Below are 25087 nucleotides of genomic sequence, written 5' to 3' on the forward strand. Positions count from 1 at the left end.
CGCCTTTCTTTATAGAATCCCCAATCTCGTATGAGGTTGGGGATTTTTTGTTTATTTGGGTTAGTCGTATTTTGTTTCTGCAGACAAGATGTTGTTCTATTTTTGTATATTATCTTTTTTTACTTCCCCACAATTCTATTTCTTTGTTTTTTATTTGTATATAATTCTGTTATTAAAATAATTGACCGAATTATATTCTAAATTTATTTAAAATGTTTGTATATAATTCTTTTTGTATGTATCTTTGCACTCGTTAAATACGATATGATGGAGTATAAGTTAGATGAGATTGATTTAAAGATTCTGCGAATGATGCAGGATAATGCTAGAATTAATAATTCGGATATAGCAAAGGAACTTGGTATGGCTCCTTCTGCAGTATTGGAAAGAGTGAAGAAGTTAGAGAATAAGGATGTTCTATTAGCTTATCATGCAAAGGTTAATCCTAAAGCTTTAGATCAAAAAATGCTTTCTTTTATTTTTATTAAAGTTGATGAAATTATTGGAGATGAAGAAACAGGGAGACTCTTGGCAGAGATTCCAGAAGTTTTAGAAGTTCATGATATAGCAGGTGATGATGGTTATATGATTAAAGTACGCACAACAGATTCATTAGCTTTAGTGCATTTAATGAGAAATTCACTATCAAGAATTCAAGGAATTATTTCAACTAGAACAATTATAGTTTTACAAACAGTTAAAGAAGAAAATAAATTAATTATACCAGAAAGGTTAGAGTATTAGTTATGGGAGCAGTTAGTACAAATAGCACAAGTAAAAGCACTGTTGTTGCAGCTTATATCGTTGTATATTTTGTTTGGGGATCAACATTCTTTTTTATTCACAAAGCATTAAGTGATTTTACACCTTTTGTTTTAGGAACGTTACGTTTCTTTAGTGCAAGTATTCTTTTATTGACTTACTGTAAAATGAAAGGGTATAAATTGTTTAATAAGAAAGTAGTTAAGCAAGCATGTATTACTGGGTTCTTATTACTATTTATTGATATGGGGGCTTTGATTTGGGCAGAACAACATGTATCTAGTGGTATTGCCGCTATTATGGCAGCAGCAGCAGCTTTATGGTTTGTCATATTGGATAAGCCTCAATGGAAGAATAACTTTTCAAGTATACCAACTGTATTAGGTTTGATTCTTGGTTTTGTTGGTGTGATTATGTTATTTGCTGAACAGATTAATATTGCTAGTGATGAATCACAACGTCTGTTGAATATTTTCTGTATGGTATTGCTGATTTTAGGATCTATAGCTTGGACAGCTGGATCATTGTATTCGAAATATTCTAAAGATAAGAATACTGATGAAGGAGAAGATCTTCATGTTATGGTTAAAACGTCTTGGCAGATGATTACTGCAGGTGTGCTATTTTGTTTAGTAGCATTATTAAATGGAGAGTTTGCTGCATTTGATCCTATAGAAGTGTCTGTGTCAGGATGGTTTTCATTAGGATATCTAATAACTTTTGGTTCTATTTTAGCTTTTGGCTCTTATATTTGGCTAATTCAGAATAGACCAGTAGTAGAGGTTAGTACTTATGCTTATGTTAATCCTGTTGTAGCTGTGGCATTGAGCTATTTCTTTACAGATGATATTATCACTAGTTTACAAATTGGAGGCTTAGTAGTTGTATTATTAAGTGTAGGTTTAATGAACTGGGACTTATATAAGAATAGTAAGTTTATTAAGATATTTAATAAAAAAGCTAAAGCTTCAACTAGTGATAACGAGAAGTTAAACATGACTAATTAGGAATTTAATTCTTTTAATATATAATTAAGGTCTATTGCTTATAGCATAGACCTTTTTTGTTCTATAATGGGATTGATTAGCAAGCTATTAATAATAAAATTATGTTATTATATAGTTGTATATATAATATAAAGTTATACTTTTGCACCGCTTTTAGTTCAGAGAAGTTTCGCTAAGGGTGTTTATTTTAAATGTTAAACAACTTCTAGTATTTTATTCTGATATATAGAAACTTATAAAATCTAGAATACAAATTTTTATCAGAAATGTCTGAAAATATTAAAACACAAGAAGAGTTCTTAAAGGATTTTAACTGGGAAAACTACGAAAATGGTATCGATGCAGTTGAAGAGACTCAATTAAAAGAATTCGAAAGCCTAGTAGAAAAAACTTTTATTTCTACTGATGACGAAGAAGTAGTAGAAGGAGTTGTAGTTAGAATTACTGACAGAGACGCTATCGTTGATATCAACGCTAAATCTGAAGGTGTTATTTCTTTAAACGAGTTCCGTTACAATCCAAACTTAAAAGTTGGAGACAAAGTTGAAGTATTAATCGACGTAAGAGAAGATAAATACGGACAATTAGTATTATCTCACAGAAAAGCTCGTACAATCAAAGCTTGGGATAGAGTTATTGCTGCTCACGAGTCTGGAGAGATTGTTAATGGATTCGTTAAATGTAGAACTAAAGGTGGTATGATCGTTGACGTATTCGGAATCGAAGCATTCTTACCAGGTTCTCAAATTGACGTTAAACCAATCCGTGATTACGATCAATACGTGAACAAAACAATGGAATTCAAAGTAGTTAAAATTAACCACGAATTCAAAAACGTTGTTGTATCTCACAAAGCACTTATCGAGGCTGATATCGAAGTTCAAAAGAAAGAAATTATCGGTCAATTACAAAAAGGTCAAGTGTTAGAAGGTGTTGTTAAAAACATCACTTCTTACGGTGTATTCATTGACTTAGGAGGTGTAGATGGATTAATCCACATCACTGACTTATCTTGGTCAAGAATTAACCACCCAAGTGAAGTATTAGAATTAGACCAAAAATTAAACGTTGTTATCTTAGACTTTGATGATGAGAAAACAAGAATCCAATTAGGTTTAAAACAATTATACGCTCACCCATGGGATGCTTTAGATGCTAACTTAAACGTTGGTGACAAAGTTAAAGGTAAAGTAGTTGTTTTAGCTGATTACGGTGCTTTCATCGAAGTTGCTGAAGGTGTTGAAGGTTTAATACACGTTTCTGAAATGTCTTGGTCTACTCACTTAAGATCAGCTCAAGATTTCGTTAAAGTAGGAGACGAAGTAGAGGCAGTTATCTTAACTCTTGATAGAGAAGAGAGAAAAATGTCTTTAGGTATCAAACAATTAACTCAAGACCCTTGGACTGATATCACTTCTAAGTACCCTGTAGGTTCTAAACATAATGGTATCGTTCGTAACTTTACTAACTTCGGTGTATTTGTAGAATTAGAAGAAGGAATTGATGGATTAATTTACATCTCTGACTTATCTTGGACTAAGAAAATCAAACACCCATCTGAGTTTGTAAACGTAGGAGATAAATTAGACGTAGTTGTATTAGAGTTAGACGTTGAAGGACGTAAATTATCTTTAGGACACAAACAAACTACTGCTAATCCTTGGGATAAATACGAAGATGCTTACGCTGTTGGAACTGTACATTCAGGAGAAATCTCTGAATTAGTTGACAAAGGTGCTACTGTAGTATTCGAAGATGATGTTGTAGCTTTCATCCCAACTCGTCACTTAGAAAAAGAAGACGGTAAAAAGTTGAAAAAAGGTGAAACTGCTGAATTCAAAATTATTGAGTTCAACAAAGAATTCAAAAGAGTAGTTGCTTCTCACACTTCTATCTTCCGTGAAGAAGAAGAGAAAAACGTAAAAGCTGTTGAAACTGCAAATAACTCTGCAGAGAAAACAACTTTAGGTGATATCGACGCTTTAGCTGAATTAAAAGAAAGAATGGAGAAAGGAAAATAATTCCTAACCTATAAATTTCAAAAGCCCTAACATTTATGTTGGGGCTTTTTTTATGCAGTAAACTCAAGTATGTCATTTCTTTTATGAATTTACTTTATAATCTTGTAACTGCTTAAGTGTAATTTATTGAGTATTATAGAATATTTTAATATCTTTAAAATATCTATTAAACAAATATAAATGGGGTGGTTTACTAACCGAAATAAGACTTGGGAAATAAGAGAAGGACTTGTACTATTAGGTACTGTAGGTATTATTAGCTTTTTAAGTTTAGGAGTCCTTACTCCTTTAGTAGTAATGATATTTGGCTATCAAGTAAAGATTACACGTTGGATTAAGACCTCATTCTTGATTTCACTTGTTTATTTACTAGTTTTATTGATTGCCTTATTTGTTTATTTGGCAGGAGAAAGCCCTGTTTCATTGTTAACGTTGAATTATATAAGCTTTTATATTTATGTAGTTTATTTAGCATTATACTTACCTGAGTATCTGCAAAGGTTAGATTTAAAAAATTATATTAAGTTAGAGAAGAACAAAGAATACAATTATTATGTAATCATGGAACAGCTGGAAGATGTACAGTCTTCAGAGTCATTAAAAGAGTCTTTTATGGCTAATTTAAGGACGTTTAGAAGACAGATATCTAATCCTAGTATAGTTTATGAGATAGATGAGATTCTTCGCTTAATAGACGTTATAGTACTAAAAGAATCAGCTAGTACTGATTTGCTGTTAGAGCGTCATGTGTCTACCATAGAGAATGCTTTAATTCAGTATATAGAGTTGAATAATAGCTATCATATAAATAACGATGTAAAGCAATCTATATCTAAGTTAGAAAACTTAGTTAAATATGCACGAATTGCATTAGAGAATGAGCTATCTAAAATCATAGAGACTCAAGTTTTAACAGTAGACGGAGAAGCTTCAGTTTATTTATCAGTATTAAAAGGAAAAGGATTGTTATAATGGGATGGTTTACACATCAATCTAAAAATTGGGAGTTAAAAGTAGGGTGGCTTAGTTATTTAGCTATTCTCTTTCCTTTTGTATTACCTCCGTTGGCTATGCTTTATATGGGAGTAGTAGGTAAGATTAAGAACTTAATTATAGCTAGTATTTTATGGAGTGGTTTATATGTAGGAGGTTATTTTCTATATCTCTTCTATAAGGACTCTGGTAGAGTAGATGTTTTGTTGTTTGCTATTCTTTTGAGTGGTGCATTGGTTATCGCTATGTATTTAAAAGAATTTTTGAGGAGAGTACACCTTAAGTCTATTATTAAAATAAGATGGAATACAGAGTATGATTACTTAGACTTTATGCGTAGAAAGAAAATATCAGAAGTATTGTCTGTTAGTGATTTTATAGAGCATTTAGTAGTTTGGCAACAAGAAATTAGACAACAAGAAGTAAGAGGGAGTATAGCTAGTATGATTCAGTTGACTAAATCTATTACTAAAGATAATAAGCATATTAGTGAATTGTTTATTGAACGACATGCTTACTCTATAGAGAATATGTTACAACAGTATCATCAGATAGAATTGTCCAAATTAGATAATGATATTATTCGATTAGCTGAAAGTAAAATAAGAACAACTCTTCTTAGTGTTATTAGTGCATTCGAAAATGAATTAAGTAATAAAACGAGATTTAACCATTTAACCATAGATGTAGATTCTGAAGTCTATATACAAGATCTAAAAAATAGAGGTTTATTATAAAAAGAAGTTATGGAAAAAGATATTCAACAAATGCGTGATGAGAACGTATTAGCACCTTCAGTGAATGTAGAGTTCACGCCACAAGAACTAAAACAAATCGAATCATATAAGAAAAGTATTGACTTAAGTAATACAACTCAGGTGATACAGTATGGAGCTAATAGTCAGTTAAAAGCAAGTACTTTTGCTACAGAAATATTAAAACAAGTACAGACGAAGGATTTAGGAGAAACTTCTAGTGTATTAGTCAATTTAAAAGAAGAAGTGAAGTCTTTTGAAGGTATTGCGAATAAGAAAAGCTTATTCCCAATGTTTGATTCATTTAAGAAAAAGATAGCACGTCTTCAGACCCAGTATAGTAAAGTAGAAACCAATATCAATGCTATAGAACTTCAGCTAGAACGTCATTATAAGATTATGATGAAAGATGTAGCGATGTTTGATAAGCTGTTTGAAGAGAATAAGAATTACTTTAATGAGTTGTCTTTATATATAGCAGCTGGAGAAGAGAAACTAAAAGAATTAAATACAGTAGAATTACCACAATTAAAAGCTGAAGCGGAGAAGGATAATGATCCAGCGAAGATACAAGAGTATAAAGATTTAGAACAACAAGTAATTCGATTTGACCGAAAGGTACATGATTTAAAGTTGACTAGAATGGTTGTTCTTCAGTCTTCTCCACAGATCAGAATGGTACAGAACAATAGCTTGATGCTGATGGAGAAGTTACAATCAAGTATTGTAAACACTATTCCGCTATGGAAGAATCAGATGGTCTTGACACTTGGTATAGCTCGTTCACAGCAGGCACTAGGAGCACAACGTGCTGTGACAGATGCTACTAATGAATTATTGAGTCGCAATAGTGAGTTGCTTAGAGATTCTACCGTTCAGATCGCACAGGAGACAGAGAGAGGTATCGTAGATATAGAGACTATTCGCAAGGTTAACTCTGATATTATTAGAACTATTGATGATATTGTACGTATTCAAGAAGAAGGAAAAGAAAAGAGACGTGCTGTAGAAGTGGAGTTAAGAGAACAAGAGAATGAATTAAAGAAACATTTGCTAGGAAATAGTGATACTGTAAAGTAGTATAAAATGTTATAAATGATAGATATAAAAAAAGGAGATTCTGATGAATCTCCTTTTTTTATATAGTCAAATAAGAATTATTTTCCTTTAGCAGCAGTAAGCTCAGCGATCTTAACGATTACTTGTGTTGCTTTAACGATGCTTTCTACTGGTACATACTCATATTTTCCGTGGAAGTTATGCCCTCCAGCGAAGATATTAGGACATGGTAATCCCATATAAGAAAGTTGAGAACCATCAGTACCACCACGAATAGCTTTGATTAATGGCTTGATATCTAATTGCTTCATAGCTTCCTCAGCGATATCTACGATATGTATCACAGGTTCTACCTTCTCACGCATATTGAAGTATTGGTCACCGATTTCGCAGTTAACGATAGGTCCACCGAATTTCTTAGCATGTTTTTTATTAAACTTATCTGCTAATTTAGCCACAAGCTTTTTGCGTTTCTCATATTTTTTAAGGTTGTGGTCACGGATGATTAGCTCTACCACAGACTCTTCTATACTACCTGTTACCGTATGTACGTGGAAGAATCCTTCATAACCTGTTGTTTTTTGAGGAACTTCATCTTTAGGTAATTTAGACATAAATTTGTTTGCTAATAAGATAGAGTTAACCATCTTACCTTTAGCATATCCTGGGTGAACACTTTTACCATTAAAAGTAAGTTTAGCATACCCAGCATTGAAGTTTTCGTATTCTAATTCACCGATTTGGCTACCATCCATAGTATATGCCCACTCAGCACCGAATTTTTTAACGTCAAATAAGTGTGCTCCTCTTCCGATCTCTTCATCAGGTGTAAATCCGATACGGATTTTACCATGTTTGATTTCTGGATGTTGGATTAGATATTCCATAGCAGATACGATCTCTGTGATCCCTGCTTTATCATCAGCTCCTAATAAAGTAGTACCATCAGTAGTGATGATTGTTTGTCCTTTATATTGAAGAAGGTCTTTAAAGTAAGACGGAGATAAAACAACGTTTAACTCTTCGTTTAATACGATATCACCACCATCATAGTTTTCTACGATTTGAGGTTTAACATTAGCACCACTAAAGTCAGGAGAAGTATCGAAGTGTGCGATAAACCCGATAGTAGGCACTTCGTGATCTACATTACTAGGTAATGTAGCCATGATGTAAGCGTTCTCATCGATAGTTACGTCTTCTAGACCTATTTGTTTTAACTCTTCAACTAATTTGTTAGCTAAATCCCATTGTTTCTCAGTACTTGGACAAGTATTTGAAGATGAATCAGATTCAGTATCAACAGTTACATAACTGATGAAACGGTCAATGATATGTTGCATAATGTATAATATTTTAGTGTAACAAAAATAATAATTAAAAGTTGATTAGAAGGATTATCACTAGGGTATTATTAAAAAGATAAACTAGAGGAAGTAAAAGAGTTTGGCTTTAAAGGATTTACGGACATTGTATTAAAACCCTCCTTTTTGAATTTGTTCATTGAAATTGATAAACAGCTCTTTTTATTTGCTAGTTGATCTGTATTCTAGGTGAATTGATGTTTTCTATTGGAGATGATTTATAGTATTGATACTTAGATATAACAGTAATATTTTATTTATATATCTGTGGCTTGTTGTAAATCTATCAAGAAGGGACGGGTATTTATATAATGCAATATAGTACCAAGTGAGTGGAGAATACGAGGAATATAAAAGGAGGTTTGTTGGACAAAAGTGCCTCTAGCTCCATTAAACTCGACTTATTGTCCATGTATTGTCGAAGGATCTGGCTGTATAGTCCGTATTTGTTGGGTTTATAACTAGGTTTAAATTTGTTGTAAATTTATTAAAAGAGGTTAATTTGTTGTTTATTAGTACGTTGTGTTTTTTGAGTAAATAAAAAAAGAAGGTATTTTTTTCAATAATGGGCTTATAAAATGGCTAAAAGGAGTCAATTATAAAAAAAACGGAGTAAATTTTCTGAAATAGAAGCTTTTTATACTCTCTTTTATCCTAAATAACAAAAAAATAAATGCGTCTTTTTTAGAATATCTGTACTATTGAAATTTAGAAGAAGGGAAAGGAGGTTAGGAACTTATTGTTAGAAAGTAAGTTTAATGGCGTCAGACTATTGTAAAATTGTATATTTGAGTGAAGAAACAAAATAAGAGTTGAGATGAGAATTATTCTATCTATATTTTTAGTATTAATCAGTTATATGTCTTGGGCAGTAGAGCCGTTGAGGGAGTATGTGGATCATCCTGCTAATTCGACAGTGAATTTTGAAGCCTTAGAGATTGTAACGAAGGATGATTATAAATTGAAATCTTGGATTTGTTTTCCGCCTAAGGATAAGGACTTAAAGAAAGTCTTGGTATTAGCCTATGGCGATGCAGGCAATATGTCTTATTATGTAAGACAAGTCTTAGAAGTAGCGAAGCATGGGTATACTGTCGTGATGTTTGATTATAGAGGATATGGAGAGAGTCAGGCATTCGATATGATAGAGACACAGCTGTACTATGACGAATTTGTCACAGACTTAAAAGCAGTAGTAGAGTATAGTCAGAAGAGATTTGAGCAGCCAGTAGGTGTTTGGGCTCTTTCTATGGGTACGATAGCTAGTACACTATTATATACCGATTTGAAGTTTGATTTCTTGATAGCAGAAGGGTTTGTATCTAGTCCGCAGGATATCATTAGTAAGTTAAAACAGTTTTTAGAGAAAGAGTACACATTGCCTAGCAGTGCAGCACAGTATGAGTTAGCGTTGAGTAAGCTGACCTTACCAGTCTTATATTTTGCAGGAGATAGGGATGGACTGACGTCTCCTAATGATAGCTATCGAGCTAAGTTTTTGAATGCTAAGAGTGAAGTCGTATTGTATAAAGGGGCTCATCTTCAGGGATTTCAGGCGTTGTCTGATGCCACACATGGAGAGCGATATATTAAGGCTATAGATACCTTTATGAATAATATGAATACTGTAGTAGAAAGTAAATAAGAGAGATAGCACATTCGAAATAAATTATAATCGAATCCTAATAATCATACTCTATTTAATAACTAACTTTGTCCGCAGAATAAATCCCCATAGAGACATTAATAATGGAATCTACACATAGACATTTTTTGTTATATAAACCACATGGTTATATCAGCCAATTCATATACGAGAAGAAGAGAACCAAGCATAAGTTAGGAGAGTTATATGATTTTCCAGAAGGGACTATGGCTATCGGTAGATTAGATGAGAATTCTGAGGGATTGCTGTTTTTGACTACAGACGGGATGACTAGTGAGCGCGTAAGAGGAGCACATTATGAAAAGGAGTATTATGCGCAGGTAGATGGTGTTATCTCAGAAGAGGCTGTAGAACAAATGAGAAATGGAGTGCTTATCGGGGTAAAAGGAGAGAAATACTTAACTAAACCTTGTGTAGCAGAACGATTAGAACAATTACCGGAGTGGGTAGGAGTAGGCAGACGCATTAGAGATGAGAGACATGGTCCTACGAGTTGGGTACGTATAGTCCTAACAGAAGGTAAGTTTAGACAAGTAAGAAAGATGACAGCTCATGTGGGACATGCGACACTAAGATTAGTGCGTGTGCGCATCGGAGAGATATCATTAGAGGGGATGCAAGTAGGAGAAGTAAAAGAAGTAGATCAATTATAATCTAAGCCAGTATGAATACTAAAGCAAAAGAGAATTATCAATTTCAGAAGATAGTAGCCATAGTAGGAGTATTATTATTTGTTATTAAAATACTTGCTTGGTCTTTAACGCATTCAGTAGCTATATTGACAGATGCCTTAGAAAGTGTTATTAATGTGATTAGTGGCTTTGTAGGACTATATAGTTTATATTTATCAGCATTACCTCGAGATAGAAATCACCCTTATGGGCATGGAAAGGTAGAGTTTATCTCAGCCACTGTAGAAGGGGGAATGATTATTCTAGCAGGGCTAGTGATTATCTTCGAAGCAGTACGTAATTTACTACACCCACAACCTGTAGGACAACTAGATTACGGAATTATCCTTGTAGCGATAACAGCAGTAGTAAACTATATTCTAGGTTGGTACGCTATTAAAAAAGGAAAAACGAATAAGTCACTTGCTTTAGTAGCGAGTGGTAGACATCTTCAGTCAGATACCTATTCTACTATAGGTATTATTATCGGTTTGATTTTACTTTATTTTACGGGATATGGATGGTTAGATAGTGGTGTTGCATTATTATTTGCAGGGATCATTATTGTCACGGGATACAAGATTGTACGTGGTGCGATATCTGGTATAATGGACGAAACGGATGAACTTTTGTTAAAAGAAGTTGTAGAATATCTACAAGAACACCGCAGAGCCAATTGGATAGATCTTCATAATCTACGTATTATTAAGTATGGAGCAGTATTACACTTTGACTGTCATATGACCATACCATGGTATTTTAATATCGTCGAAGGACATAAAGAGGTAGAACAATTAGAACAGGAGATAATCGAGAAGTTCGGAGCAGATATGGAGTTATTCGTTCACATGGATGACTGTAAGCCCTTCTCATGTGTGATCTGTAAAGTGGAGAATTGTGCTTATCGTCAGGCCGAATTTGAACATCAGATAGAATGGACGATAGAGAATATCTCTAAGAATAAGAGACATAATAGCTCAACTACTCCGCAAGGATAAAACGCTTTTGTGTTCTATCAAAGCTAAGATTATCATCTTCGAAGAAGTTGTCGAAGACCCCTTGTTCTATTAGTGTGTCAGTTTCTCCCTGTGTATTCGAATCTTTTTTGAGTACAATGATATCATCGCTAAAAGCGATGGCCAAATCCATGTCATGACAAGAGAATAGAATAGCTTTTTGTTCTTCATGGGCTAACTTTCGCAGTAGTTTAAACAGGGCTACTTTATGATGCAAGTCTAAGTGATTAGTAGGTTCGTCTAAGATAATGATAGGTGTATCCTGAGCGATGGCTCTAGCGATGAGCACACGTTGTAACTGCCCATCACTGAGTTGGCTCATATTCCTATCGACTAGCTCTTGTATATCTGTTAGTTCTATAGCTCTATTTATTAGTGTATAGTCCTTGTCGGTTAAGGTACTATAATGATTTAGATAAGGAGTTCTTCCTATCTGTATTAATTCTCTTACTGTTAGTTCAGAGACTGGTATTTTCTCTGTTAGTACTATACTGATGATGGTCGCTAATTTAGAGTTGCTGTAAGTGTGTAGCTCTTCTCCTAATAATTGTATTTTTCCACTTATTATCTGTTGGTTAGCAGATAGTGTTCTTAATAAAGTGGATTTTCCTATTCCATTAATTCCTAAAAGAGAAGTCAGTGTACCTGGCTTTAATTCAATGTTTAGGTGTTGCTGAACTATTTTATAATGTCCTTTCTTTAGTGGGTACCCTATACTCAGTTCTTGTGTTTTTAAAATAGGTGTGTTCATGTGTTATATATACTAGAATAAGAAAAATTAAATGTAGTTAAATGAACTGTATTATGAAAGTAATATGTTTAGACATACTCTTGAGGTTAAGATAGAGTGACGTTTTTTATGATATTGTTTCTTTATGGTTAAGTGATTATTTCAATTCTATCATTTTGAAAATGAGAATATAGTGATTAGTTAGTGTTGTGTTAATATTTAGATAAAATGGCTAGTCTAGATTTGAGTACATAATAATAACACGATCAAATGAAACAAAAACTACTTTTTGGAATTATTGTCCAATTCTTTTGTATAACCCTTACTTATGCTCAAGAAAAGCGTACACTTCAAGGAAGTGTAGTGGATGAATCAGGTATTTCTCTACCTGGCGCATCTGTTTATATCAAAAATAAAACAGACGGAACTAGTACTGATTTAGATGGTACTTTTAAGATAGAAGTATTAGACACAGATGTACTCGTATTTTCATTCATCGGATATAATAATAAAGAAGTACCTGTGGGTGTACAACAGAGTATAAAGGTGGCTCTAGACCCAGAAGGCTCTTCTTTAGACGAGGTTATTATTACTGCTTTAGGTATCAGTAAAGCTGAAAAAAAAGTAGGATATTCTACACAAAAAGTAGATGTAGCTAGAACTCAAGAAGTAGCTACTCCTAATATGGGAAGTTTATTATCAGGACAGGTGTCAGGACTTCAGGTGTCTAATGCTCCTGGACTATTACAAGGACCTAAGTTCTCTCTTAGGGGAAAAACTCCTTTAGTCATCGTAGATAATATCCCTGTAGATACAGATTTTTATGATATAGCACCAGAAGATATAGCAGATATTAATGTACTGAAAGGAACAAGTGCTTCTGCTCTATACGGGTCTCGTGGGCGTAATGGTGCTATCCTTATCACAACTAAAGGAGCTAAAAAAGAAGGACTAGAAGTGACGCTTACACAGAACACGATGATAAGTGCAGGATTTACAGTCTATCCAAAAACACAAAAAGAGTATGGTAACGGATCAGATGGTAAATATGAATTCTGGGATGGAAAAGACGGTGGTATTAGTGATGGAGATATGAACTGGGGGCCTAAGTTTACACCAGGGTTAAAAATAGCCCAATGGAATAGCCCTATTCGTGATAAGCAAACAGGACAAGTAATTAATTGGTATGGAAATGTTGAAGGAACAATGTATAATGATAAGTCTAGGTATGAACGTGTACCTATCGCATGGGAATATCACGATAACTTAAAAGAATTTCTAGAGACAGGAGTGAACTCAAGAACAAGCTTTTCTGTTGCCAACAGAGGGGAGAAAACATCTTATCGACTAGGAGGAGAGTTTAACTATAATAAAGATCGTGTACCGAATACGAGTTTATACAGAGGTAACCTTTCTTTTAAATCAACAACTCAATTAACAGAGAAACTAGCGTTAGATGCCAAACTTACTTATGCAAATATCTATTCTCCTAATATTCCTAATTATGACTATAATCCGAGTGGGCATATGTATACTGTCCTAATATGGCTGGGGTCAGATGTAAGTGGTAGAGACTTAAAGAATAATCTGTGGGTACCTGGTATGGAAGGATATCGCCAAGCGAACTGGAATTATGCGTGGTATAATAACCCTTGGTTTGGGGTTGAAAATTTTAAGAGAATTTGGAATAAAGATATTGTGACAGGACAGATGGCGCTAAGATATGATGCTACGGATGACCTGAAGTTTCAAGGAAGAGCTTCTGTAGTATCATCAAGCAATAAAGAAGAGTTACAGAGTCCTAAATCTTACTTTAATTACAGCGCTAGTAGAGAAGGTGGTTTTAGTATCAATAATATTAAAGACTTAAAACTAGAATATGATTTCTTAGCGATGTATACGAAGGATCTAACTGACTATATGAGTATAGATGTCAATGCTGGGGCAGCGTCTAGATATAGTCAGTACAACAGAAGTTATTCTGCAGCAGATGGATTAACAGTACCAGGGGTATATAATCTAGGGAATTCTACAGGTCCTGTGACAGCAGAGAATCGTCTAGAAAAGAAAGCTGTAAATAGTGTATATGGTACTGTAGAGTTAGATTTCTTTAACTCGTTCTTCTTTACATTTGCCGCTAGAAATGACTGGTCATCAAGTTTAATAAAAGAAAATAGGTCATATTTTTACCCTTCTACTTCTTTGAGTGTATTGTTATCTAATCTGATAGAAATGCCAAAACAAGTAGATTATTTAAAACTATATACTTCATGGGCTCAGGTATCAAGTGACTTAGATCCTTACCAGTTGCAGTCAGCTTATTCTCCAGTAACGCCTTCATTTAATGGTAATCCTATGGTATCATATCCTAACTCTATATTAGATTTAAGTCTTCTACCAGAGAAATCTAAATCTTTTGAACTAGGATTGTCATCTGCTTTCTTTAATAAACGACTAAACTTTGATTTGACTTATTATAGAGTATTGGATTCTAACTTCTTAATTAAATTCCCAGTATCAGAAGCTTCAGGCTTTGATAATATGCTGCTTAACGGAAATGAATATACTACTAAAGGATGGGAACTTAGTCTATCAGGAGCCGTGATTAAAAAAGATGATTTTCAATGGAACTCTACTATAAATTGGAGTACAAGAGAACGAAGAATTACTAAGATACATGGAGGCGCTGCTAAATACGGAAATTTAAAATTGAACGATAGAGCAGATTCTTATTACGATATAGAATGGATGAAAGCTCCAGATGGTCAAGTAATCTTAGATGCTAAAACAGGAATGCCAACAGGGAATAAGCAAGCTACTAAACTAGGAAACTTCGATCCTAAATGGACTTTAGGGTGGAATAATAACTTTAAGTATAAAAAGTGGAATGTAAATATTGGTATAGATGGAATATGGGGAGGAGTTACTCGCTCTCAAGTGGTAGAAAAAATGTGGTGGGGAGGAAAACATCCTAAATCAACCCAATATAGAGATCAGGAGTATGCTACAGGTAAACCTATTTATGTACCAGAAGGAGTAAATATAGTATCTGGAGAATTAATTACAGATGTAAATGGCAATGTAGTATCTGATACACGTCAGTTCCAAAAGCATACAGGAGCAGTAAGTTGGCAAAGTTGGGCACAGAATTATCCTTATCGTGCTCGAGTAACAGAGAAAGAGAATAAACTATTTGCGAACGTATTTGATCGAACGTATTTTAAGCTAAGAACATTGGCTATCTCTTATGACTTTACAGAGATGATTAAATCTAAGAAAATTACTCAGTTATCTGCTTCTTTAACAGGGTATAACTTATTGATATGGAAAAAATCAAAAGGACTTTATTCTGATCCAGATTACGAAATCACTACTTCTAATGATATTCAAGATCCATCAACGAGATGGGTAGGTTTAGGAGTGAATATTAAATTTTAATACTGATACAAATGAAAAAATATATAAAAATAGCTGCATTAGCTCTAGTAATTATATCAATGGGGAGTTGTCAAGATTTAGATAAATTAAGCGAAGACCCTAACCGAGTAAAAGAGGCAGATCCTTATTTACTATTGCCCAAAGTAAGTAAGTCAGCTTTTGCATTAAATGGAATTAGCAAAGAGTATGCTTCTAGAATGATTATTCAGACGGATGGAGAGAATACTAGTCAATACTTTAAGTGGAATAGTTCTAGTTTTTCAGCGTATCAGGAGTTGTTACAAGTACAAAAAATGATGGATGAAGCGAAACGTACCAATAAGGAAGAATATATAGCGGTAGGTCATTTTCTTAAAGCTAGGTTCTTTTATGAATTAGCGATTACCTTCGGTGATGTACCTTACTCAGAAGCCTTATTAGGAGAGAAGAAAGTTCCTTTCCCTAAGTATGATAAACAAGAGGATGTTTTTGTAGGGGTTTTAAAAGAATTGGAATTAGCAGCCTCTATGATTCAAAACAAACCCTCTATTAAAGGAGATATAATCTATGGAGGAAATACTGATAAATGGAAAAAGTTAATAAACTCATATCAATTAAAGGTATTGATGAGTTTATCTAAGAAAAAAACAGTTGGTACGATTCAAGTAGCAGAACAATTTGCAAAAATATATAACGCAGGAAACCTATTAGAAAGTAATGCAGATAGTGGACAACTTATGTATTTCGATCAAGCAGGTAGTCGCTATCCCCAGTTTAATTCAAGTTCTTATGGATCAAGCATGTATATGTCAGGAACATTTATTAATTTACTACAAGATTTAAAAGATCCTAGGTTATTTGCTTTTGCACAACAAACGTCAACAGCATTAGAAAAAGGTTTGCCTATTACAGATTTTAGTGGATATAATGGAGGGGATCCTACAGTGCCTTATGCAGAGAATGAAAAGTTAGTGCAAACCAAGAATATATCTAAAATCAAAAGTCGTTATTATTTAGATCCTACTAACGAGCCTACTTCTATATTGAGCTATTCTGAGTTGCAGTTTATATTAGCTGAGGCTGTAGCGCGTAACTGGATAGGAGGTAGTGCAGCTGATTTTTATAATAAAGCGATAGAGGCAAACTTTAATTTCTATAATACGTATGCGAAGGGAATGGCTAGTTATTATACAAAAGAAGCTTTTATCAATTATATAAATCAGTCTAAGGTGAAGTATCAAACAGGAAGTTTAAATGTGCAATTAAAACAGATTTTGACTCAGAAGTATATTACTATGTTTCACCAATCGAATTGGACGATTTATTACGACCATTTGCGTACAGGATATCCTGAGTTTAAAATACAAGAAGGAATAACACCTCCTACAAGATGGCTATATCCACAAACAGAATACAATAGAAATCAGGCTAAATTAGAAGAAGCATTAAATAGCCAATTCGGTGGAGCTGATAATATCCGCGGTATCACTTGGTGGTTAAAATAAGGTATATGAGTACAACAAGAAGAGATTTTATAAAGAAATCCGCTTTATTTTCAAGTGGACTCTTTTTCGCAGAGGCTATGCCTGCATCTATTCAGAGAGCATTTGATATCAAAGCTCCTGAAGGATCTACGTTCTTAGATGCAGAACATATTGTTTTCTTAATGCAAGAGAATAGATCTTTTGATCATTGTTTTGGGACTTTAAAAGGGGTAAGAGGATTTAATGATCCTAGAGCGATGAAGCTTAAGGATGGTCTGCCTGTTTGGTTTCAGTCAGATATTCATAAAAATATTTATAGCCCTTTTAGACTTGATATTGAGAATACTAAGGTGACTTGGATGGGAGGCTTACCACATAGTTGGAAGGATATGGTAGAGGCTCGTAACGAAGGTAAAATGGATAATTGGCTGATAGCTAAACGACCAGGAAATGCTGAGTATAAGGATTTACCTCTGACGATGGGATATTTCTCGCGGGCAGATATTCCCTTTTATTATGCTCTAGCAGATGCCTTTACAGTATGTGATCAACACTTTTGTTCTTCTTTGACAGGTACTAGTGCTAATCGATCTTATTTTTGGGCTGGGGCTATTCGCGAGAAACCAAGAGATCCCAACTCTATAGCTCATGTGGATAATGGACAGATAAACTATAAAGATGTCAGCTGGACTACTTACCCAGAACGATTAGAAAAAGCGAATGTGTCGTGGAGAGTATATCAGAATGAATTAAGTATTCCTGTAGGATTTGATTGGCATGCAGAGAGTTGGTTAGCGAATTTTACAGATAATAATTTAGAGTTCTATAAGCAATATAATGTGCGTTTTCACAAGGCTCATTATGACTATATGGTATTAGAGTTGGAGAGACTAAAGGGAAGCTTGAGTGACAAGACTCTCGCTAAAGATAAAATACAAGAAGTAGAAAGTAAGATACAACAGCTAGAAAAAGATATTGTTCTATACTCTCCTTCTAAATTTGAAGCATTAAGCGAATTTGATAAAGCTATTCACAAGAAGGCATTTACTACTAATACAAGTGATCCAGATTATCACAAGCTAGAGGAGATGACCTATATGGAGAGAGGCGTGGAGAAAACAATGGAGGTGCCTAAGGGGGATATCTTTTATCAGTTTAGAAAGGATGTAGATGAAAATAAGTTGCCTATGGTAAGTTGGTTAGTTGCACCGTGTAATTTTTCTGATCATCCTTCAGCGCCTTGGTTTGGGGCGTGGTACTTATCAGAAGCGATAGATATCTTAACGAAGAACCCAGAGGTGTGGAAGAAGACTATATTTGTGTTGACATACGATGAGAATGATGGTTATTTTGATCATATTGCTCCTTTTGTGCCCCCACTAACGACTGATAAGACGATGGGAAAAGTGGCTAAGGGAATGGATACACAAGATGAGTGGGTCACTAAAGAACAAGAAAGAGTAAGAACAGGTAAACCTGATAGTCAATTAGCTAGCCCGATAGGATTAGGGTATAGAGTGCCTATGATTATAGCCTCGCCTTGGACTAGAGGAGGCTGGGTAAACTCAGAGGTGTTAGACTTGACCTCTACGATACAGTTCTTAGAATATTTTATCGAAAAAAAGACTGGTAAACAAGTTATCGAAGAGAATATATCTAGCTGGAGAAGAGAGGTGTGTGGTAATATGACGAGTGTATTCCAATCTGAGCGTGACCTAAGAGAGGTAAACTTAGATTTCGTAGATCGCAAGGATTACATCGCTAGAATCATGAATGCAAAAGAGAAGAAAGTACCTGGAGACTTTAATGCGTTTACAAAAAAAGAGGTATTAGGGGCTAAACATTGGACACTGTTATCCAAATTTCCTAAACAAGAAGAAGGAATAAAGAAGGCATGTGCTTTACCTTATAACCTGAATGCAAATGTGAAACTGGCAGGAAGTAAAACGCAGTTACAAATGGATTTCACGGTTGAGTCTAATCAGTTAAAGAATAAGGTGTATGCAGCTCCTGTACAAGTATATGATATGATAGGTGGTAATCAGTCAAGAGGCATTTGGGACTTTGCGGTTAGAGATAATGAACCAATGGATTATTACTGGAAGGTAGAAGATGGAGAACAGTATCACTATAATGTACATGGACCTAATGGGTTCTTTAGAAGCTTTAAGGGAAGTAAAAAGAATTTAGATATTTATGTTGAGGTTCTTTTACACACAGATTTAAGTATCTCTGTGAAATTAAAAAACAATGGTATGGATACTGTAAATGTTGCTTTAGACAATAGTTTATATCTGAAAAAGGCAATGATTATAGAGTTGTCTCCTAATAAAGAAGAGTTACTTAAATGGGATTATACTGGATCAAATGGTTGGTATGATTTAATGATAAGTTGTAAAGAAGATAAAGAGTGGAAGCAACATTATGCCGGTCATATCGAAAATGGTCAATCAAGTATAACGGATCCATTTATGGCAAGTCTGTCTAAATAACAGCAATCTATATGAGATAGAAGAGGAGACTGATAAGGTCTCCTTTTTTTGTTTTAAATAAGTATTCATAAAGAGTTTTATAAGAAGACTTCTTACGGTAAAGATTTATGAACTATTTAGTGTTTTAAAAAGACAGTGATTACCGTAAAATAATCTTATATTTGTGTGTAAATATTTATTGAAAAAATAATGAAACCAAACACACAACAATTAACAGAGTTAACTACTCAAGTAAGAAGAGATATTCTTAGAATGGTACATGCTGTAAGTTCTGGACACCCAGGAGGATCTTTAGGATGTGCAGAGTTTTTAGTGACTTTGTATCAAAAGTTAATGGATAGAAAAGAAGGGTTTAATATGGACGGAACAGAGGAGGATATCTTCTTCTTATCTAATGGACATATTTCACCAGTATTTTATAGCGTATTGTCACGCAGTGGATATTTTCCAGTAAGTGAATTAGCTACTTTCAGAAAAATCAATACGCGTTTACAAGGACATCCATGTACTCATGATAGATTACCAGGAGTGCGTATGGCGTCAGGTTCATTAGGACAAGGACTTTCAGTAGCAGTAGGAGCAGCTCAAGCTAAAAAATTAAATAAGGATAATCACCTTGTTTATGTTTTAATGGGAGATGGTGAGTTACAAGAAGGACAAAACTGGGAAGCTATTATGTATGCATCTGCTAAGAAGGTGGATAATGTAATCGCTACTGTAGATTTAAACGGAAAACAAATCGACGGACCAACTGATGATGTATTAAATTTAGGTTCTATGAAAGCTAAGTTTGAAGCATTTGATTGGGAGGTTATAGAGATAGAGAAAGGAAATGATATTGATTCAATCGTAGCTGGATATGAATTAGCAAAAGCTAAAACAGGTAAAGGAAAACCTGTATGTGTATTGTTAAAAACAGAAATGGGTAATGGAGTAGACTTCATGATGAATACACATGCATGGCATGGTAAAGCTCCTAGTGATGCACAATTAGAAGAAGCTTTAAAACAAAATCCAGAAACATCATTCGGAGATTATTAATCCACTTAAATTGAATCAAAAATGAAAAAATATACAAATACAGGAAGTAAAGATACACGTTCAGGATTCGGTGCAGGACTTACTGAATTAGGACAAAAGAATGAGAATGTAGTAGCATTATGTGCTGACTTAATCGGTTCGTTAAAAATGGATGATTTTAAAAAGAATCACCCAGAGCGTTTCTTTCAAGTAGGAATTGCTGAAGCGAATATGATTGGATTAGCTGCAGGTATGACTATCGGAGGTAAAATTCCTTTTACAGGAACTTTTGCTAACTTCTCTACAGGACGTGTTTATGATCAAATTCGTCAGTCTGTAGCATACTCTGAGAAGAATGTGAAGATATGTGCTTCTCACGCTGGATTAACACTAGGTGAAGATGGTGCTACTCACCAAATCTTAGAAGATATCGGATTAATGAAGATGTTGCCTAATATGACTGTAATCAATACATGTGATTACAACCAAACCAAAGCGGCTACTTTAGCTATTGCTGAGTATGATGGACCTGTTTATTTAAGATTTGGACGTCCAGTAGTGCCTAACTTTATGCCTGCTGATGAGAAGTTTGTTATCGGTAAAGCTGTTATGTTAAACGAGGGTACAGATGTGACTATCGTAGCTACAGGACACTTAGTATGGGAAGCTTTAATCGCTGCTGAAGAGTTAGAAGCAAAAGGAATCTCTGCTGAGGTAATCAATATCCATACTATCAAACCTCTTGATGAAGAGGCTATCTTAAAATCTGTAGCAAAAACAGGATGTATAGTTACTGCTGAAGAGCACAACTTCTTAGGAGGTCTAGGAGAAAGCGTATCTAGAGTATTAGCTTTAAATAACCCATTACCACAAGAATTTGTAGCTGTACAAGATACTTTCGGTGAATCTGGTACTCCAGAGCAATTAATGGAAAAATATGGTTTAAACGCTGCAGCTATCGTTGAGAAAGCACAGTTAGTAATCAACCGTAAATTCAAAAGATAATTAAGAGTATATCTAATATATAAAAACCTGCTTGAGCAATCAAGCAGGTTTTTTTTGTATAGTAGTATAATGAGTGGAGTAGGACAAAAAAAAGAGGTAGAATCAATCTACCTCTTTGTATATAATCTTATTTGTTATTTTTTAGTAGGCCAAATTACCTCACCATCTTTTTGATCTGGGAAACATGCTCTGTCTAGGTATCTAAATACATTAGAACAAGTTTTTAGAATAGGGTCATAGTATTGGTAATATGCTTTTTTGTTGTTTTTGTCTTTATACTGTAATTCAGTTTTAGTAAGTACACCATCACCATCATCGTCATCGTCTAAGAAGTTAGGTACACCGTCACCATCTGTATCAAAGTCAAAGTAATCTTTAATCGTTAATTTAAGTGCACGTATCTCATCATCTGTAAGTGCTCTTCCTAGTTCTGATGATTTTTCGATTACTTGTTTCGCTTCATATTTTGAAAGGATACCATCCCCATCGTGATCACGCTCTCTTTTCGCTACAAGCGTCATATCGATGATATGTGGTTGGTATGCTTTAAGTTTAGACCCGAATCCAGCATTGAAATATCCTACTCCTGATGGGATAAAAGCAATAATTCTACCTGCTGATCCTTTTTCATAAGTAGGGATACCATTATCACCTAATTGTATACCAGTAGCTGTTTTTACTTTAGTTAATAGTTGTCTTTCTGCTGTTTTTAACTGAGCAGGTATAAGACCATAATTACCTTGTGACATAAGAGCGAACTCCTGTAATGTGATAGGGAATGAGTAATAATTACCTATACTTCCATTATTGTCAAAAGATTCATTCTTTAGAGAGTAAGATTTTGTCTTTACAAACACAGAATCTATAGTAGAGATATAATCACCTTTTCCTTCTTGTTTGTTTCCATCAGCATCAGGAACAATAAAATAAGCAATAGTATATTCTAATTCGTCTTTAGGTTTAGAAAACTTTAAAGAAGTAGTACCATTAGGGTTTCTAACAGCTTCGTATTCGTAGTTGTCAGATGTAATGATTTGTTGCTCTATTTTGATTCTTTTATCATCTTTAAGAGGTACTACATTAGGATTAGGTTTATTAGGATTACTAATACTATCAAAACGAATATTATCTCCTTCAATAATCAAGTAGTTTTTAGCTAAGAACTCTTCTATTTGCTTTGCATTTTCATCACGAACTTCTTTACGGTCTCTTAGGTTTACAACTTCATTTCCACCATTACCGTCATCTTTATTACAATTGGCAGCTGTTAGTCCTAGAAAAGCAAGACCTAAAACTGTAAATAATCTATTCATTTTTTGACTTATTTTAGTAGTGCAAGATACAATTTTACTTTATTTTTGTGTACTTTGTTAGAGAAATTTAATACGAAATTATGCGAATTGATAAATATTTATGGTGTATTAGATACTATAAAACTAGAAATATAGCAACGGAAGCTTGTAAAAAGGGACATATCACAGTGAATGGACAAGCGGCTAAAGCCTCTAGAGAAGTCTTCCCTACGGATAAAATCACATTGAGAAAAGATCAAATAACTTATAAATTAACAGTATTAGATATACCTGCTAATAGAGTAGGAGCTAAGTTAGTTGATATTTACCGCAAGGATGAGACTCCTGCAGAGGCATTTGAGCACTTAGAGTTATTAAAGTTATCGAAGGACTATTATAGAGCTAAAGGGACTGGACGTCCTACTAAGAAAGATAGAAGAGATATAGATGATTTTCACGACTATGAAGACGATGATATCATAGAAGGAGAAGATAGTATAGAGAGAGATAATTCTTTTAAAGATAGGGAAGAGGATGTTTGATAAAGAGTTTTGGGAGAAGAAGTATGCTAATAGTGAGGCGCAATGGAATGCAGGAAGCATCACTACGCCTATTAAGGAATATATAGATCAATTGACAAAGAAAGATTTAGCTATTTTAGTACCAGGTATAGGACATGGACATGAGTTGATGTATTTATATGAAAATGATTTTACTAATATTAGTGGATTAGACTTTACTATTGTAGGGGCATTAGAAGCTTATGGCTTGATGAATAACTTTCCTTATGGTGATGTGATTTTAGAAGATTTCTTTGAACATGAGGGGCAATACGACCTTATTATAGAGCAAACATTCTTCTGTTCGTTGCCTATCAATAAGAGAAGTGATTATGTAGAGAAGATGCATGACTTATTAAAACCAGGAGGAAAGCTAGTAGGGGTATTATTTGATTGTTACTTTAATCAAGAGACTCCTCCTTTTGGTGGTAATAAAGAAGAGTACTTAGAGTTGTTTAAGGAAAAGTTCAATATACAAGTTTTAGAAACAGCACATAACTCTATTAAGCCTAGAGCAGGTAGAGAGTTATTTTTTATAATTAATAAACAACATGACTAAAAAAATCATTTTAACTAAAGAGCAAATTAAGTTTACTACTAAACGTATAGCTTATCAGATCTATGAGACTTATATAGATGAGGATGAAATAGTAATCGCTGGTGTAGCAAATAGTGGATATACTTTTGCTCAAAAGATCAGTGAAGCATTACAAGAGATTTCTTCTATAAAAGTAATTCTTTGTGAAGTGCGTATAGATAAACAGAATCCGATTAATCCAATAGAGACTTCATTAGATAGTACAGTCTATACTGATAAGTGTGTTGTACTAGTAGATGACGTGTTAAATTCTGGAGCAACATTAATATATGGTGTAAAGCATTTCTTAGAAGTGCCATTAAAGAAACTAAAAACGGCGGTACTAGTAGACCGTAACCATAAAAAATATCCCGTTAAAGCGGACTTTAAAGGGATATCATTATCTACATCATTATTAGAGCATATTCAGGTTGTCTTTGATGGAGACGAAGAGTATGCTTATTTAAGCTAATTAAGATGATTAAGGATGTCTTGGGTTACTTGCTCAGGAGTTTTATCATCTATAGCTATAATAGTTTTAGCCTGATGGTAGAAATAACTACGATCAAATAAATGCTTAGCAATGAAAATTTCAAGAGTATCGTCTGAATTCTGATTAAGAAGAGGACGATGCTCTTTTTCTTTTTCTAGACGATCTGCTAGTGTTTTAATAGAACCTTTTAAATAGAATGAGGAGATATCCTCTCTCTGTAGAGCTAAATGATTATTAGCATAGCATGGTGTTCCTCCACCTAAGCTAAGAATAAAGTTATCTTGAGTATCTATTATCTCGTGTAATAATAGGTGTTCTTGCTTCCTAAAATAGATTTCTCCTTTCGTTTCAAACAGGGTTGAAATCGATATTTGATGTTTTTTCTCTATTTCGTTGTCTAAATCTATAAAGTTTAGTTTTAGTTGTTCTGCCAGTATTTTACCAATAGTTGATTTACCAGAACCCATATAGCCTAAAAGAATAATTTTTTTCATAAAAACAAGGGGTTGTTTATTAGAGTGTTAGGATGAATTGAAAAATAAAAGTCAAAAATAAAACAAATATGTGTCGGATTTTTAAAAAAAGCTTCTATATTTGCACCCGCAATCAGGAATTGAAATAACGACTCGATAGCTCAGTTGGTAGAGCACAACACTTTTAATGTTGGGGTCCTGGGTTCGAGCCCCAGTCGGGTCACTAAGAA

At 34.0% G+C, this 25087-nt stretch carries 21 protein-coding genes and 1 tRNA gene; 18 read left to right on the forward strand and 4 right to left on the reverse strand.

The features are described 5' to 3' along the window. Positions 1-267: 267 nt before the first annotated feature. The 6 genes from RT228_RS15665 to RT228_RS15690 all read left to right on the forward strand — a co-directional run bounded on the left by RT228_RS15665 (position 268) and on the right by RT228_RS15690 (position 6618). A complete protein-coding gene (locus tag RT228_RS15665) occupies positions 268-744 on the forward strand; it encodes an Lrp/AsnC family transcriptional regulator (protein ID WP_006261921.1) in 477 nt (158 codons plus the stop codon). Between the two features lie 2 nt (positions 745-746). Then, positions 747-1769, forward strand: a complete 1023-nt coding sequence (locus tag RT228_RS15670) for an EamA family transporter (protein WP_006258797.1) — start codon at positions 747-749, stop codon at positions 1767-1769. A gap of 266 nt (positions 1770-2035) precedes the next feature. Beyond that, positions 2036-3790 carry a 30S ribosomal protein S1 gene (gene rpsA, locus RT228_RS15675; protein ID WP_006258796.1) on the forward strand — a complete coding sequence of 585 codons (1755 nt, stop codon included), beginning with the start codon at positions 2036-2038 and terminating at the stop codon, positions 3788-3790. Positions 3791-3970: 180 nt separating this feature from the next. Next, complete coding sequence (locus RT228_RS15680; RefSeq protein ID WP_006264383.1) at positions 3971-4762, forward strand: hypothetical protein; 792 nt, start codon at positions 3971-3973, stop codon at positions 4760-4762. Beyond that, positions 4762-5520 (forward strand): hypothetical protein, encoded by a 759-nt coding sequence (locus RT228_RS15685; protein ID WP_073145723.1) that lies wholly within the window; start codon positions 4762-4764, stop codon positions 5518-5520. Before RT228_RS15680 ends, RT228_RS15685 begins: the two co-directional genes overlap by 1 nt. Positions 5521-5529: 9 nt before the next feature. Continuing rightward, entirely contained in the window at positions 5530-6618 is a 1089-nt protein-coding gene (locus tag RT228_RS15690) for a toxic anion resistance protein (RefSeq protein WP_025125250.1), read from the forward strand. 77 nt (positions 6619-6695) lie between these two features. Here RT228_RS15690 and pepT read toward each other — a convergent pair whose 3' ends face one another. Then, positions 6696-7940 carry a peptidase T gene (pepT, locus tag RT228_RS15695; RefSeq protein ID WP_313138764.1) on the reverse strand — a complete coding sequence of 415 codons (1245 nt, stop codon included), beginning with the start codon at positions 7938-7940 and terminating at the stop codon, positions 6696-6698. 838 nt (positions 7941-8778) lie between these two features. On the opposite strand from pepT, the gene RT228_RS15700 reads away from it, so the two are divergent. The 3 genes from RT228_RS15700 (at position 8779) to RT228_RS15710 (ending at position 11296) form a co-directional block, all read left to right on the forward strand. Next, positions 8779-9606, forward strand: a complete 828-nt coding sequence (locus RT228_RS15700; protein WP_131540159.1) for an alpha/beta hydrolase — start codon at positions 8779-8781, stop codon at positions 9604-9606. Positions 9607-9710: 104 nt separating this feature from the next. Next, a complete protein-coding gene (locus RT228_RS15705; RefSeq protein WP_006258790.1) occupies positions 9711-10280 on the forward strand; it encodes a pseudouridine synthase in 570 nt (189 codons plus the stop codon). Positions 10281-10291: 11 nt separating this feature from the next. Next, the gene (locus tag RT228_RS15710) at positions 10292-11296 is read left to right on the forward strand and encodes a cation diffusion facilitator family transporter (protein WP_006258789.1); all 1005 of its coding nucleotides are present in this window, start codon (positions 10292-10294) and stop codon (positions 11294-11296) included. On the opposite strand, the gene RT228_RS15715 is transcribed toward RT228_RS15710, so the two are convergent. Beyond that, on the reverse strand, positions 11280-12065 hold the full coding sequence (locus RT228_RS15715; RefSeq protein WP_006258788.1) for an ABC transporter ATP-binding protein: 786 nt from the start codon (positions 12063-12065) through the stop codon (positions 11280-11282). The two genes, RT228_RS15710 and RT228_RS15715, sit on opposite strands and share 17 nt — an antisense overlap. A gap of 249 nt (positions 12066-12314) precedes the next feature. Here RT228_RS15715 and RT228_RS15720 point away from each other — a divergent pair, with 249 nt between their 5' ends. From RT228_RS15720 to RT228_RS15740, 5 genes are all read left to right on the forward strand, one after another. Beyond that, positions 12315-15482 (forward strand): SusC/RagA family TonB-linked outer membrane protein, encoded by a 3168-nt coding sequence (locus RT228_RS15720; RefSeq protein WP_131540157.1) that lies wholly within the window; start codon positions 12315-12317, stop codon positions 15480-15482. Between the two features lie 11 nt (positions 15483-15493). After that, complete coding sequence (locus tag RT228_RS15725) at positions 15494-16966, forward strand: SusD/RagB family nutrient-binding outer membrane lipoprotein (protein WP_313138765.1); 1473 nt, start codon at positions 15494-15496, stop codon at positions 16964-16966. Between the two features lie 5 nt (positions 16967-16971). Further along, positions 16972-19437 (forward strand): phosphocholine-specific phospholipase C, encoded by a 2466-nt coding sequence (locus tag RT228_RS15730; protein ID WP_131540155.1) that lies wholly within the window; start codon positions 16972-16974, stop codon positions 19435-19437. Between the two features lie 189 nt (positions 19438-19626). Continuing rightward, positions 19627-20478, forward strand: coding sequence for a transketolase (locus RT228_RS15735; protein WP_006258784.1), 852 nt, complete (start codon positions 19627-19629; stop codon positions 20476-20478). A gap of 21 nt (positions 20479-20499) precedes the next feature. Next, a complete protein-coding gene (locus RT228_RS15740) occupies positions 20500-21462 on the forward strand; it encodes a transketolase family protein (RefSeq protein WP_006261912.1) in 963 nt (320 codons plus the stop codon). 134 nt (positions 21463-21596) lie between these two features. Here the strand turns inward: RT228_RS15740 and RT228_RS15745 are convergent, their stop codons facing one another. Then, on the reverse strand, positions 21597-22775 hold the full coding sequence (locus tag RT228_RS15745) for an EF-hand domain-containing protein (protein WP_286435473.1): 1179 nt from the start codon (positions 22773-22775) through the stop codon (positions 21597-21599). Positions 22776-22855: 80 nt separating this feature from the next. Here RT228_RS15745 and RT228_RS15750 point away from each other — a divergent pair, with 80 nt between their 5' ends. From RT228_RS15750 to RT228_RS15760, 3 genes are read left to right on the forward strand one after another with little or no spacing between them, the layout of a single operon-like run. Then, a complete protein-coding gene (locus RT228_RS15750; RefSeq protein WP_006261910.1) occupies positions 22856-23296 on the forward strand; it encodes an RNA-binding S4 domain-containing protein in 441 nt (146 codons plus the stop codon). Then, entirely contained in the window at positions 23289-23873 is a 585-nt protein-coding gene (locus tag RT228_RS15755) for a hypothetical protein (RefSeq protein WP_016648848.1), read from the forward strand. The genes RT228_RS15750 and RT228_RS15755 overlap by 8 nt, the downstream gene beginning before the upstream one ends. Continuing rightward, a complete protein-coding gene (locus RT228_RS15760) occupies positions 23866-24363 on the forward strand; it encodes a phosphoribosyltransferase family protein (RefSeq protein ID WP_006261908.1) in 498 nt (165 codons plus the stop codon). Before RT228_RS15755 ends, RT228_RS15760 begins: the two co-directional genes overlap by 8 nt. Here RT228_RS15760 and RT228_RS15765 read toward each other — a convergent pair. Next, on the reverse strand, positions 24360-24878 hold the full coding sequence (locus RT228_RS15765) for a shikimate kinase (protein ID WP_006264370.1): 519 nt from the start codon (positions 24876-24878) through the stop codon (positions 24360-24362). The two genes, RT228_RS15760 and RT228_RS15765, sit on opposite strands and share 4 nt — an antisense overlap. Before the next feature lie 129 nt (positions 24879-25007). Here RT228_RS15765 and RT228_RS15770 point away from each other — a divergent pair. Further along, positions 25008-25080 (forward strand) — tRNA-Lys (locus RT228_RS15770). The last annotated feature ends 7 nt before the right edge of the window (positions 25081-25087 follow it).

It is taken from the genome of Myroides sp. (assembly GCF_032073645.1).
Taxonomy (GTDB): Bacteria; Bacteroidota; Bacteroidia; order Flavobacteriales; family Flavobacteriaceae; genus Flavobacterium; species Flavobacterium odoratimimum.